Source organism: Streptomyces hyaluromycini (assembly GCF_002217755.1).
GTDB lineage: Bacteria > Actinomycetota > Actinomycetes > Streptomycetales > Streptomycetaceae > Streptomyces > Streptomyces hyaluromycini.
On sequence record NZ_BCFL01000016.1, the window covers coordinates 507,492 to 520,092 of the forward strand.

The following is a 12,601-nucleotide window of genomic DNA, read 5'->3' on the forward strand; positions in this document are numbered from 1 at the left end:
GCACGGGAGTTGGGGAGCTGACAGCCGTATACGGAGTGGTCCAGACCTATTGACCGGTGGTCCAGACCTTTCTATTCTCGCGGCACCATGGGCATGAAGGCTCAGTCATGCCCACGTCACCCCCGATCGAGAGGGAGGCGCAGCATGCGCTTCAGACACAGAGTCGCGGCAGGGCTCGCGACGCTGGTGCTCCCCCTGGCCGGTCTGGTCGGTCTCGCGAGCCCCGCCCAGGCCGCGACGTCCGCCACCGCGACCTATGCCAAGACCTCGGACTGGGGTACCGGCTTCGGCGGCCAGTGGACCGTCAAGAACACCGGTACCACCACCATCAGTTCGTGGACCGTCGAGTGGGACTACCCCTCCGGAACGTCGGTCACCTCCGCGTGGGACGCGGACGTCACCTCCTCCGGCACCCACTGGACCGCCAAGAACAAGTCCTACAACGGCTCCATCGCCCCCGGCGCCTCCGTCTCCTTCGGCTTCAACGGCGCCGGTTCGGGATCACCGAGCAACTGTCTGCTCAACGGCGCCAGTTGTGACGGCGGCACCACCGTCCCCGGTGACGCGGCGCCCTCCGCGCCCGGCACCCCGACCGCGTCCGGCATCACCAACACCTCGGTGCAGCTGAACTGGTCCGCCGCCACCGACGACAACGGCGTCAAGAACTACGACGTCCTGCGCGACGGCAAGGTGGTCTCCACGGTGACCACGACCTCGTACACCGACACGGGTCTGACGGCCGGCACCGACTACTCCTACACCGTCCAGGCCCGCGACACCGCGAACCAGACCGGCCCGGTCAGCGGCGCGGTCGCGGTGCACACCACCGGCGGTACGACCACTCCCCCGACCACCGGCTCCAAGGTCAAGCTCGGCTACTTCACCGAGTGGGGCATCTACGGCCGCAACTACCAGGTGAAGAACCTGGTGACGTCCGGGTCCGCGGCGAAGATCACGCACATCAACTACGCCTTCGGGAACGTGACGAACGGTCAGTGCGCGATCGGCGACGCCTACGCCGACTACCAGAAGACGTTCACCGCCGACACGTCGGTCAGCGGCGTCGCCGACACCTGGGACCAGCCGCTGGCCGGCAACTTCAACCAGCTGCGCGAGCTGAAGGCCAAGTACCCGAACATCAAGATCCTCTGGTCCTTCGGCGGCTGGACCTGGTCCGGCGGCTTCGCACAGGCGGCGGCCAACCCGACCGCGTTCGCGGACTCCTGCTACAACCTGGTCAAGGACCCGCGCTGGGCCGATGTCTTCGACGGCATCGACATCGACTGGGAGTACCCGAACGCCTGCGGTCTGAGCTGCGACACCAGCGGCTCGGCGGCCTTCAAGAACCTGATGTCCGCGCTGCGCGCCAAGTTCGGCTCCTCCGCCCTGGTCACCGCGGCCACCACGGCCGACGGCTCCTCCGGCGGCAAGATCGACGCCACCGACTACGCGGGCGCCTCCCAGTACGTCGACTGGTACAACGTGATGTCGTACGACTTCTTCGGCGCCTGGGCGACCACCGGCCCGACCGCCCCGCACTCCCCGCTCACCTCGTACACGGGCATCCCGACCGCCGGCTTCGACACGGCCGACGCGATGGCCAAGTTCAAGGCGCAGGGCGTGCCGGCGAGCAAGCTGCTGATCGGCATCGGGTTCTACGGCAGAGGCTGGACCGGCGTCACCCAGGACGCGCCGGGCGGCACGGCCACGGGTGCAGCGACCGGAACGTACGAACAGGGCATCGAGGACTACAAGGTCCTCAAGACGTCCTGCCCGGTCACCGGCACCATCGCGGGCACGGCATACGCCCACTGCGGCACCAACTGGTGGTCGTACGACACCCCGTCGACGATCGCCGGGAAGATGAGCTGGGCCAAGACCCAGGGCCTCGGCGGCGCGTTCTTCTGGGAGTTCAGCGGTGACACCAGCGACGGTGAGCTGGTGAGTGCCATCAACTCCGGGCTGAGCTGACCCCTTCGCTCCATCCCCAACCCCCCACCCCGTCGCGGGCGGCCTTCGGGCCGTCCGCGACGGCGCGTTTCACCCCTCGCACGCCCCCCGCGTGCGCGGAAGGGGACGTTCGGCCCTGCGGGCAGGCCGGTCGGCGGCTGAAAGAGGGCCGTCGGCCGGGAAGAATCGATGTCTCCAGAAGACAAGCGGAACGATTCATTCGGGGGAAAGAATGAAGCGCAGGCAGAACAGGGCGCACCCGTCCGGACCGGCGGCACGGCCGGCCGGCTCCGGAGAACGGCCGGTCACCTCCAGGGCGACCTCGTTGGGGGTGTTCACCGGGGCGACCCTCGCGGCCCTCCTGGCCGCCTCGCCCCTCAACTTCACGGTGTCACTCAGCCCTGAACCGCACACGGTCGCCGTAGGTCAGGGCGCCGACACCCCGAACCCCCTGTGTCGGGTGGCGAGGAACTAGGCGACGTTCACCCGCTGTCCGGGCGGGGCCGCCTCCAGCCAGGCGAGGAAGCCCGTCAACGCGTCCTCGCTCATGGCGAGTTCGAGACGGGTGCCGCGATGGGTGCAGGCGAGGATGACGGCGTCGGAGAGCAGGGCCAGCTCCTCCTCCCCCTCGGGGAGACGGCGGCCGGCCACCTCGATCCGGTCGCGCTCCAGGACCCGGCGGGGGCGGTAGGCGTAGGAGAAGACGCGGTACCACTCGACGCTGTCGCCGTTGTAGCGGGCGACGCCGTAGCTCCAGCCCTTGCCGCTGGTGTCCGTCTTCTCGGGGACCTCCCAGCGCAGGGAACAGTCGAAGGTGCCGCCGGAGCGCTGGATCAGTCTGCGGCGCAGGCCGAACAGGAAGAGTCCCACCACCACCAGCGCGACCACGATTCCGGCCACAGTCAGAGCGAGGACCATCGGCACCGACCTCCTCGTCTCCTAGGTAATGGAACGTAAAAAGACCCAGATCTACCTCAGCCGCGGCTGGGTCCGGAATGGCTCCGGCCCCAGCCGCGGCTGAGTTACGTCAACGCATACGCGCAGTGTGTCAGCGCGCTGTCGCCGCCCGCAGACGGACGTCGGCGCGCCGCTCGGCGGTGGCGTCGCCCTCCGCCTTCGCGCGCTCCAGCTCGCGCTGCTCGCGCTGGACGTCGATCTCGTCCGACAGCTCGGCGGTCTCGGCCAGCAGCGAGAGCTTGTTGTCCGCGAACGAGATGAAACCGCCGTGCACCGCGGCGACGACCGTTCCACCATCACTCGTACGGATGGTCACCGGGCCCGACTCCAGCACACCGAGCAGCGGCTGGTGACCGGGCATGACGCCGATGTCGCCGGACGTGGTGCGTGCGACGACCAGGGTGGCCTCGCCGGACCAGACCTGGCGGTCCGCGGCGACGAGCTCGACGTGCAGCTCAGCAGCCAAGGGTGGCTCCTCGGGTCACCACCCGGCAGGGGTGCCGGGTGTTGGGGTCAATTCTAGTAGGCGTGAGTGAGGGGGCGGGACGCGCCCGCCCCCTCACCCGAAGAACGCAATGAGTTCGGAAGAACTCAGGGTGTTCAGGAGACGCCCAGCTCCTTGGCGTTGGCCTTGAGGTCCTCAATGCCACCGCACAGGAAGAACGCCTGCTCCGGGAAGTGGTCGTACTCGCCGTCGATGATCGCGTTGAACGCGGCGATCGACTCCTCCAGCGGGACGTCCGACCCGTCGACGCCGGTGAACTGCTTGGCGACGTGGGTGTTCTGGGACAGGAAGCGCTCCACGCGACGGGCACGGTGGACGGTGAGCTTGTCCTCCTCGCCCAGCTCGTCGATACCGAGGATCGCGATGATGTCCTGGAGGTCCTTGTACTTCTGGAGGACCGTCTTCACGCGCATGGCGGTGTTGTAGTGGTCCGCCGCGATGTAGCGCGGGTCCAGGATCCGGGACGTGGAGTCCAGCGGGTCCACGGCCGGGTAGATGCCCTTCTCCGAGATCGGACGGGAGAGCACCGTCGTCGCGTCGAGGTGGGCGAAGGTGGTGGCCGGGGCCGGGTCGGTCAGGTCGTCCGCGGGGACGTAGATCGCCTGCATCGAGGTGATCGAGTGACCGCGGGTCGAGGTGATGCGCTCCTGGAGGAGACCCATCTCGTCGGCCAGGTTCGGCTGGTAGCCCACCGCGGAGGGCATCCGGCCGAGCAGGGTCGAGACCTCGGAACCGGCCTGCGTGAAGCGGAAGATGTTGTCGATGAAGAACAGCACGTCCTGCTTCTGCACATCGCGGAAGTACTCCGCCATGGTCAGACCCGCGAGGGCCACGCGCAGACGGGTGCCCGGGGGCTCGTCCATCTGGCCGAAGACCAGGGCGGTCTTGTCGATGACGCCCGAGTCGGCCATCTCCTCGATGAGGTCGTTGCCCTCACGGGTGCGCTCGCCGACACCGGCGAACACGGAGACACCGTCGTGGTTGTTGGCGACGCGGTAGATCATCTCCTGGATGAGCACCGTCTTGCCGACGCCGGCACCGCCGAACAGACCGATCTTGCCACCCTTGACGTACGGGGTGAGCAGGTCGATGACCTTGACGCCGGTCTCGAACATCTCGGTCTTCGACTCAAGCTCGTCGAAGTTCGGGGCCTTGCGGTGGATGGACCAGCGCTCGCCGTCGTACTGCTCGTCGACGTTCAGCACCTCACCGAGGGTGTTGAACACCTTACCCTTGGTGAAGTCGCCGACCGGGACGGTGATGCCGTCGCCGGTGTCGGTGACCGGGGCCTGGCGGACCAGGCCGTCGGTGGGCTGCATGGAGATGGTGCGGACCAGGCCGTCACCCAGGTGCTGGGCGACCTCCAGGGTCAGCGTCTTCTTCTCGCCGGCGTTGGCCGGGTCGGCCACCTCGACGTGCAGCGCGTTGTAGATCTCCGGCATCGCGTCGACGGGGAACTCCACGTCGACGACCGGGCCGATGACCCGGGCGACGCGGCCCGTGGCCGTCGCGGTCTCAACAGTGGTGGTCATTAGCGGTCACTCCCCGCGGTCGCGTCGGCCAGGGCGCTGGCGCCACCGACGATCTCGCTGATTTCCTGGGTGATTTCGGCCTGGCGGGCCGCGTTGGCAAGCCGGGAGAGCGTGTTGATCAGCTCGCCCGCGTTGTCGGTGGCCGACTTCATCGCGCGCCGCGTGGCAGCGTGCTTCGAAGCCGCCGACTGGAGCAGCGCGTTGTAGATACGGCTCTCCACGTAGCGCGGCAGCAGGGCGTCGAGGACGTCCTCCGCCGAGGGCTCGAAGTCGTACAGCGGAAGGATCTCGCCCTGGGGCTTCTCCTCCGCGACCTCTTCGAGGCGCAGCGGCAGCAGCCGGGCATCGAGCGCCGTCTGCGTCATCATCGACACGAACTCGGTGTAGACGATGTGGAGTTCGTCCACCCCGCCGTCCGCCGTCTCCGTCTCGATGGCCTCGATCAGCGGCGCCGCGACCTTCTTGGCATCCGCGTACGAGGGCTCGTCGGTGAAGCCCGACCACGACTCCACGACCTTGCGCTCGCGGAAGTTGTAGTGGGCCAGACCGCGGCGGCCGACGATGTACGTGTCGACCTCCTTGCCCTCCGCCTCAAGGCGCGCCGTCAGCTGCTCGGCGGACTTGATGGCGTTGGAGTTGAAGGCACCGGCCAGACCGCGGTCGCTCGTGAGGAGCAGCACCGCGGAACGGGTCGGCGTCTGAGCCTCGGTGGTCAGCGGGTGCTTGGTGTTCGACCCCGTACCGACCGCCGTGACCGCGCGGGTGAGCTCGGTCGCGTACGGCGCGGAGGCCCGCACCTTGCGCTGCGCCTTGACGACACGCGAGGCGGCGATCATCTCCATCGCCTTGGTGATCTTCTTGGTCGCGGTGACGGATCGGATGCGACGCTTGTAGACCCGGAGCTGGGCTCCCATGAGTCAGGTCCCTTCCTTACGTCACTTGGCCGCGGCCGGGGCGTCCTCGCCGAGAAGCTTGCCGTCCGAGGTCTCGAACTGCTTCTTGAACTCGGCGATGGCGTCGGCAACAGCGGTGAGGGTGTCGTCCGACATCTTGCCGCCCTCCTTGATGGAGGTCATGAGGCCCTGCTCCTTGCGGTGCAGGTACTCCAGGAGCTCCTTCTCGAAGCGGCGGATGTCGGAGACCGGGACGTCGTCCATCTTGCCGGTGGTGCCGGCCCACACGGAGACGACCTGGTCCTCGGTGGACATCGGCTGGTACTGAGCCTGCTTGAGCAGCTCGACCAGTCGGGAACCACGCTCCAGCTGCGACTTCGACGCGGCGTCCAGGTCGGAACCGAAGGCGGCGAACGCCTCCAGCTCGCGGTACTGGGCGAGGTCCAGACGGAGGCGGCCGGAGACCTGCTTCATCGCCTTGTGCTGCGCGGAACCGCCGACTCGGGAGACGGAGATACCGACGTTCAGCGCGGGGCGCTGACCGGCGTTGAACAGGTCCGACTCCAGGAAGCACTGGCCGTCGGTGATGGAGATGACGTTGGTCGGGATGAACGCCGAGACGTCGTTGGCCTTGGTCTCGACGATCGGCAGACCGGTCATCGAGCCAGCGCCCATCTCGTCGGAGAGCTTGGCGCAGCGCTCAAGGAGACGGGAGTGCAGGTAGAAGACGTCACCCGGGTAGGCCTCACGGCCCGGCGGGCGGCGCAGCAGCAGGGAGACGGCGCGGTAGGCGTCGGCCTGCTTCGAGAGGTCGTCGAAGATGATGAGGACGTGCTTGCCGTCGTACATCCAGTGCTGGCCGATGGCCGAGCCGGTGTACGGCGCCAGGTACTTGAAGCCGGCCGGGTCGGACGCCGGGGCGGCGACGATGGTCGTGTACTCCAGCGCGCCGGCCTCTTCGAGGGCGCCACGCACGGAGGCGATGGTCGAGCCCTTCTGGCCGATGGCGACGTAGACGCAGCGGACCTGCTTCTTCGGGTCGCCCGAGCGCCAGTTGTCGCGCTGGTTGATGATCGTGTCGACGGCCAGGGCGGTCTTGCCGGTCTGGCGGTCACCGATGATCAGCTGGCGCTGGCCGCGGCCGACCGGGGTCATCGCGTCGACGGCCTTGTAGCCGGTCTCCATCGGCTCGTGCACCGACTTACGGGCCATGACGCCGGGAGCCTGCAGCTCCAGGGCGCGGCGGCCGGACGTCTCGATCTCGCCGAGGCCGTCGATCGGGTTGCCGAGCGGGTCGACGACGCGGCCGAGGTAGCCCTCGCCCACCGCGACGGAGAGGACCTCACCGGTGCGCTGCACCGGCTGCCCCTCCTCGATGCCGCTGAACTCACCGAGGACGATGGCGCCGATCTCGCGCTCTTCCAGGTTGAGCGCGAGGCCGAGGGTGCCGTCCTCGAACTTCAGCAGTTCGTTGGCCATGGCCGAGGGGAGGCCCTCGACCTTCGCGATGCCGTCGCCGGCAAGGGTGACCGTACCGACCTCCTCGCGCGAGGCCGCGTCCGGCTTGTACGACTGGACGAAGTTCTCCAGCGCGTCCCGGATCTCCTCCGGCCGGATCGTGAGCTCCGCCATCTGGGTTCCCTGCTCTCCTTGTTGGGCCCGAAGTTTCACTTGGGGGGTCTGGGGGCGACCCCCAGGATTCTTCATGTACGGCCCAACCCGGGCCGTCGTAAGTACGTACTGCTTGTTCTCGACCACCGAGGTGCTAGCTCGCCATGCGGCGGGCCGCGTCCTCCAGCCGGTCCGCGATGGAACCGTTGATGACCTCGTCACCGACCTGCACCCGGATCCCGCCGACGACCGCGGGGTCGACGTCGAGGTTGAGGTGCATCGTGCGGCCGTAGAGCTTCGCGAGGGCGGCGCCCAGGCGCTGCTTCTGCGGCTCGCTCAGCGGCACCGCCGAGGTGACCACGGCGACCACACGGCTGCGACGCTCCGCGGCCAGCTTCGACAGGGCCTCCAGGCCCGCTTCCAGGCTACGTCCCCGCGGCACGGTCACAAGGCGCGTGACCAGACGCTCGGTGACCGGCTTGGCACGGCCGCCGAGCAGCCGGTGCAGCAGCTCGGTCTTCGCGGCGACGGTGGCCTTGCGGTCGGTGAGCGCGGCGCGCAGCTCGGTGCTGGAGGAGACGATCCGGCCGAACCGGAACAGCTCGTCCTCGGCGTCGTCCAGCGCGCCGGACTTCTCCGCGGCCGTGAGGTCGGCGGTGTTCGCCAGCTGCTCCAGCGCGTCCACCAGGTCGCGGGGCTGCGACCAGCGGGAGCGGACCAGGCCGGACACCAGGTCGGCGGTGGTCTCGGAGACCTGGCCGCCGATCAGGCGCCGGACCAGCTCGGCCTTCGCCTCGCCGGCCTGTGCCGGGTCGGTGAGGACCCGGCGCAGGCCTCCCTCACGGTGGAGCAGCGCGGTGACGGCCGCCAGCTCGTCGGCGAGCCGCGTCGCGTCCACGGACGTGGAGTCCGTCAGCGCGTCGAGACGCTCACGTGCGGCTGCCAGGGCCTCGCGGCTCGCTCCGTTCATCGCGCCGCCTCGGCCTTCTCCTCAAGCTCGTCGAGGAAGCGGTCGATCACGCGGCTCTGACGGGCGTGGTCCTCAAGGGACTCGCCGACGAGCTTGCCGGCCAGGTCGGTGGCCAGGTGGCCGACGTCCTGACGGAGCGCCTGCGCGGCGGACTTGCGGTCGGCCTCGATCTGCGCGTGACCGGCGGCGACGATCTCCTCACGCTGCCGCTGGCCCTCGGCGCGCATCTCAGCGATGAGCGTGGCGCCCTGCTCCTGAGCCTCCTGGCGCAGGCGCGCGGCCTCGTGCCGGGCCTCGGCCAGCTGCGCCTTGTACTGCTCAAGGACGCTCTGGGCCTCGGTCTGGGCGGCCTCGGCCTTCTCGATACCGCCCTCGATCGCCTCGCGGCGCTGCTCCAGAACCTTGTTGATGTTCGGAAGGAGCTTCTTGGCGAGGAAGCCGAAGACGATGACGAAGGCGATGAGGCCGATGACGAGCTCTGGGATCGGCGGGATGAGGGGGTTCTCGGCCTCCTCCGCCGCCAGCTGAACCAGGGGGCTCATATCAGTGCCTTTCGTCTAAACGTGCGCTGCGGTCGGGTCAGGAGGCCGGGTAGACGAACGGCATGACCAGACCGATCAGGGCGAGCGCCTCACAGAAGGCGAAGCCGAGGATCTGGTTGGCGCGGATCAGGCCGGCCGCCTCGGGCTGGCGGGCGAGGGCCTGGGTGCCGTTACCGAAGATGATGCCGACGCCGACGCCCGGGCCGATCGCGGCGAGGCCGTAACCGATGGAGCCGAGGTTGCCCTTGATCTGGACAGCGGCCAGGGTCTCGTGCAGAACGGACATGCCGGTTCTTCCTTCTCTTTCAATGACCGGTGGGGGTTGGCCACCGGATGTCATGGGTGGTGGGTCGGGTTGGCGCTCAGTGGGACTCGGCGAGCGCGCCCTGAATGAAGCTGCAGGTCAGCAGTACGAAGACGTAGGCCTGGACAGCCTGGATGAAGAGCTCGAAGGCCGTCATCACGAGGACCATCACGAACGAGACACCGGAGTAGGCGATGCCGACGCCGTTGAGCATGTACCAGCTGGCAACGGTGAAGAGCAGCAGCAGGGTGTGGCCGGCGAACATGTTCGCGAAGAGCCGGACGGCGTGGGTGAAGGGCCGCACGAGCAGGTTCGAGAAGAGCTCGATCGTCATCGACAGCGGGAGAACCGCGCCGAGCGACTTGTCATAGCCGGTGAAGTTCTTGAAGGCGCCGACGAAGCCGTGCCGCTTGAAGGTCAGCGAGACCCACAGGATGTAGACGATCGCGGCCAGGGCGGCGGGGTACGAGATGATCGCGGTCACCGGGAACTGGGCGATCGGGATGATCGACCAGAGGTTCATCATCCAGATGAAGAAGAAGAGCGAGACGACGAGCGGGACGTACTTCTCGCCTTCCTTCTTGCCGATGGTCTCGTAGACGACACCGCGGCGGACGAAGTCGTATCCGGCCTCGGCCACCATCTGGAGCTTGCCCGGGACGACCTTCGGCCTGGCGAAGGCGGCCCAGAAGAAGCCGATGACGATGATCGACCCGAGCAGCGCCAGCAGCATCGTCTTGTTGAAGTACACGTTGCTGTCCGCGCCGCCCCAAAGCGGCTTGAACAGGAACGAGTGCAGGCCCGGAGCGACCGTGTCGAAACCGCACCCGTCGTTTCCGAACAGGTGACAGCTCGTGTCGAAAGCGAGCGTCTGCGTCGGGTCAGCACTCACCGCGGGCTCCTTCAGCGTGGCGCATAGGTACGGCAACCTCGTTGTGTCGGCGCGGCGCAGGGCCGCGGTTCGGCACGGGACTGGTGTTACGGATGTGGGGGCGGCTGGGGGGCATCTCGCCTCGCGATTGAGCAGGCGTCAGCTCAGATGCCCGCGCCCGCGATGCCGCAGTTGGCACCGGACGATAGCAGCATCTCTCGTACGCCTTTATCCCGGCCCTACCTCTCACGACGATTGTCCGGACTTCTCGGACTTCTCGGACTTCTCGGGTTCGACGTAGAGGATCTTGGCCTTCATGTGGGCACGGGTCTGTGCCGCGATCCACGTGAGCGTGGCGGCCACGAGCGTGATGGCGAAGGCCCGGGGGTTGAACAGCGTCGTGTTCTTGAACACGGCCATGAAGATGAACAGCAGCAGAAGCTGGGCCGCGTAGAGCATCAGGCCCATCATCTGGAAGAGCTGCGGCATGGATTTGGCCGTGCGCTGCAGGACGTAGAGACCGATCCCCATGAAGAGGATCACGATCACCGTCCCGACGATCGCCCCGATCGCCCCCTTGCCGCCCGCGACCACTCCGCTGACGACGGCTGCGAGCACGCCGACAGCGGCCGTGGGTACGGCGACCTGGGCCAGGATCCGGGCGTCATTGGACGGCATGGCGGCAACTCCGCTTTCACAGGGGGGCAGGTGTCGTCATGGACGAGCGTAGTCCCGGTCGGAGGGTCGAAGACCTCACGCTGACGGACCGTCGCAGTCGGGTCCTTCGACTCTGTCCGGGGTTCTCGTGAACCGTATCACAAACTATTTGATGAGGTCTTTACCTGGTAGGTGTGCTCGCCGTCACACATGAGAGCGAACCTGCGCGTCTGAGCAAAAACCGAGCCGTTGTGTCTGGTATTAGGGGGCTTTGGTCCCCCACGACTTGGCAATGCTCTAGTCAGATTCTTACCTTGGCGGAGTCAGCGGGACGTCTCGGAAGTGCGCCGATCCAGGAGGCGCGAACGGGCGCCGATGGCGGTCGCACCGTTGACCGAGGGCGCCGTCGCGCCGTTCGCCGAGGCCACTGCGGCGGTCACCGGGGAGCGGTGCTCGTCGCTCGGCTTCTCCGGCTCCTCCAGCTCAACGGACTCCGCCGCCCCGACAGTTGCCGCCGCCGGCTCCTCGGCCGGCTGGACCGTCCCGCGGCGCCGGTAGCGGGGCGGCACGATGGCCTGCGCCCACATCGGGGCCCGCGGCGTGAACCGCGGCAGCAGGAGCAGCCCCAGGCCGATCGCGCTGAGGAACACCACACCGAGCACGATCCACATGGACGCGGAGTTCACGGAGTAGGCCAGCGCCCCGAAGGCGATCAGGGCCGCCCAGAAGTACATGATCAGCACGGCCCTGCTGTGCGAGTGACCGACTTCCAGCAGCCGGTGGTGCAGGTGCCCGCGGTCCGCCGCGAACGGCGACTGGCCGCGCCAGGTGCGCCGCACGATCGCCAGCACCAGGTCGGCGGCCGGCACCGCGATGATGGTCAGCGGCAGCAGCAGCGGGATGTAGACCGGCACCATCTGGTGGACGGTGTTGCGCTCGGACCCGGCGAACAGCTTCATCGCGTCCGGGTCGACCTGGCCCGTGACCGAGATCGCCCCGGCGGCCAGCACCAGGCCGATCAGCATCGACCCGGAGTCGCCCATGAAGATCCGGGCGGGGTGCATGTTGTGCGGCAGGAAGCCCAGGCACATGCCCATCAGGATCGCCGAGAACAGCGTCGCCGGGGCGGCGGCCTCGATGCCGTACGAGTACCAGATCCGGTAGGCGTACATGAAGAACGCCGCGGCCGCGATGCACACCATGCCGGAGGCCAGGCCGTCCAGGCCGTCGACGAAGTTCACCGCGTTGATGGTGATGACCACCAGGGCCACCGTCAGCAGGGTGCCCTGCCACGGGGTCAGCGCCACCGTGCCGACGAGCGGCACCGGCAGCCACAGGATCGTCAGACCCTGCATGACCATGACGCCCGCGGCGATCATCTGACCGCCCAGCTTGATCAGCGCGTCGATCTCGAACTTGTCGTCGAGCACACCGATCAGCCAGATCAGGGCCGCGCCGGAGAGCAGCGCCCGCGGCTCGTTCGAGTTCTCGAAGACCTCGTTGAGGTTGGACATGTGGTCGGCGACCAGCAGCCCCGCGCACAGGCCGAAGAACATCGCGATCCCGCCGAGCCGCGGAGTGGGCTCCCGGTGCACGTCACGCGCCCGGATCTCCGGCATGGCCCCTGCCACGATCGCGAACTTCCGTACCGGCCCTGTCAGCAGGTACGTCACCGCGGCCGTGATGCAGAGCGTCAGCAGGTATTCACGCACAGGCTTCCCCACATGTCTCGCTGGCCATCACAGCCCCACACCCTAGCGAGGGACGCATATGTGTGGGGACTTCCGGGTAGCGACGATGGTTGCACGG

At 68.0% G+C, this 12,601-nt stretch carries 13 protein-coding genes; 1 reads left to right on the plus strand and 12 read right to left on the minus strand.

The window, feature by feature from the left end; all coding sequences use genetic code 11:
- The first annotated feature begins 144 nt into the window (after positions 1–144).
- Complete coding sequence (locus SSP29_RS02315) at positions 145–1,971, plus strand: glycoside hydrolase family 18 chitinase (protein ID WP_089098751.1); 1,827 nt, start codon at positions 145–147, stop codon at positions 1,969–1,971.
- A 195-nt stretch (positions 1,972–2,166) separates the two neighbouring features.
- Here SSP29_RS02315 and SSP29_RS60860 read toward each other — a convergent pair whose 3' ends face one another.
- The 12 genes from SSP29_RS60860 to SSP29_RS02370 form a co-directional block, all read right to left on the minus strand.
- Entirely contained in the window at positions 2,167–2,289 is a 123-nt protein-coding gene (locus SSP29_RS60860; protein WP_275539742.1) for a hypothetical protein, read from the minus strand.
- A 132-nt stretch (positions 2,290–2,421) separates the two neighbouring features.
- Positions 2,422–2,868 (minus strand): DUF2550 domain-containing protein, encoded by a 447-nt coding sequence (locus tag SSP29_RS02320; protein ID WP_089098752.1) that lies wholly within the window; start codon positions 2,866–2,868, stop codon positions 2,422–2,424.
- 130 nt (positions 2,869–2,998) lie between these two features.
- On the minus strand, positions 2,999–3,373 hold the full coding sequence (locus SSP29_RS02325; RefSeq protein ID WP_089098753.1) for a F0F1 ATP synthase subunit epsilon: 375 nt from the start codon (positions 3,371–3,373) through the stop codon (positions 2,999–3,001).
- Between the two features lie 134 nt (positions 3,374–3,507).
- Positions 3,508–4,944 (minus strand): F0F1 ATP synthase subunit beta, encoded by a 1,437-nt coding sequence (gene atpD / locus SSP29_RS02330; protein ID WP_089098754.1) that lies wholly within the window; start codon positions 4,942–4,944, stop codon positions 3,508–3,510.
- Positions 4,944–5,858, minus strand: a complete 915-nt coding sequence (locus SSP29_RS02335; protein ID WP_089098755.1) for a F0F1 ATP synthase subunit gamma — start codon at positions 5,856–5,858, stop codon at positions 4,944–4,946. Before SSP29_RS02335 ends, atpD begins: the two co-directional genes overlap by 1 nt.
- A gap of 21 nt (positions 5,859–5,879) precedes the next feature.
- A complete protein-coding gene (atpA, locus tag SSP29_RS02340) occupies positions 5,880–7,469 on the minus strand; it encodes a F0F1 ATP synthase subunit alpha (protein WP_089098756.1) in 1,590 nt (529 codons plus the stop codon).
- Between the two features lie 133 nt (positions 7,470–7,602).
- Positions 7,603–8,418 carry a F0F1 ATP synthase subunit delta gene (locus SSP29_RS02345; RefSeq protein WP_089098757.1) on the minus strand — a complete coding sequence of 272 codons (816 nt, stop codon included), beginning with the start codon at positions 8,416–8,418 and terminating at the stop codon, positions 7,603–7,605.
- Positions 8,415–8,960, minus strand: a complete 546-nt coding sequence (locus SSP29_RS02350; protein ID WP_089098758.1) for a F0F1 ATP synthase subunit B — start codon at positions 8,958–8,960, stop codon at positions 8,415–8,417. Before SSP29_RS02350 ends, SSP29_RS02345 begins: the two co-directional genes overlap by 4 nt.
- A 37-nt stretch (positions 8,961–8,997) precedes the next feature.
- Positions 8,998–9,246, minus strand: a complete 249-nt coding sequence (locus SSP29_RS02355) for an ATP synthase subunit C-like protein (RefSeq protein ID WP_067003022.1) — start codon at positions 9,244–9,246, stop codon at positions 8,998–9,000.
- Positions 9,247–9,322: 76 nt separating this feature from the next.
- Positions 9,323–10,156 (minus strand): F0F1 ATP synthase subunit A, encoded by an 834-nt coding sequence (gene atpB, locus SSP29_RS02360; protein ID WP_150133409.1) that lies wholly within the window; start codon positions 10,154–10,156, stop codon positions 9,323–9,325.
- Between the two features lie 225 nt (positions 10,157–10,381).
- Complete coding sequence (locus SSP29_RS02365) at positions 10,382–10,813, minus strand: Cg1360 family ATP-synthase-associated protein (protein ID WP_089098759.1); 432 nt, start codon at positions 10,811–10,813, stop codon at positions 10,382–10,384.
- A gap of 302 nt (positions 10,814–11,115) precedes the next feature.
- On the minus strand, positions 11,116–12,504 hold the full coding sequence (locus SSP29_RS02370; RefSeq protein ID WP_089098760.1) for an MraY family glycosyltransferase: 1,389 nt from the start codon (positions 12,502–12,504) through the stop codon (positions 11,116–11,118).
- Between the last annotated feature and the right edge of the window lie 97 nt (positions 12,505–12,601).

Excerpts from the sequence above, each read along its gene's own strand:
- SSP29_RS02320 (WP_089098752.1), bottom strand. The coding sequence starts at position 2,868 with ATGGTCCTCGCTCTGACTGTGGCCGGAATCGTGGTCGCGCTGGTGGTG.
- atpA (WP_089098756.1), bottom strand. The coding sequence starts at position 7,469 with ATGGCGGAGCTCACGATCCGGCCGGAGGAGATCCGGGACGCGCTGGAG.
- SSP29_RS02345 (WP_089098757.1), bottom strand. The coding sequence starts at position 8,418 with ATGAACGGAGCGAGCCGCGAGGCCCTGGCAGCCGCACGTGAGCGTCTC.
- SSP29_RS02365 (WP_089098759.1), bottom strand. The coding sequence starts at position 10,813 with ATGCCGTCCAATGACGCCCGGATCCTGGCCCAGGTCGCCGTACCCACG.
- atpD (WP_089098754.1), bottom strand. The coding sequence starts at position 4,944 with ATGACCACCACTGTTGAGACCGCGACGGCCACGGGCCGCGTCGCCCGG.
- SSP29_RS02335 (WP_089098755.1), bottom strand. The coding sequence starts at position 5,858 with ATGGGAGCCCAGCTCCGGGTCTACAAGCGTCGCATCCGATCCGTCACC.
- SSP29_RS02350 (WP_089098758.1), bottom strand. The coding sequence starts at position 8,960 with ATGAGCCCCCTGGTTCAGCTGGCGGCGGAGGAGGCCGAGAACCCCCTC.
- SSP29_RS02315 (WP_089098751.1), top strand. The coding sequence starts at position 145 with ATGCGCTTCAGACACAGAGTCGCGGCAGGGCTCGCGACGCTGGTGCTC.
- SSP29_RS02355 (WP_067003022.1), bottom strand. The coding sequence starts at position 9,246 with ATGTCCGTTCTGCACGAGACCCTGGCCGCTGTCCAGATCAAGGGCAAC.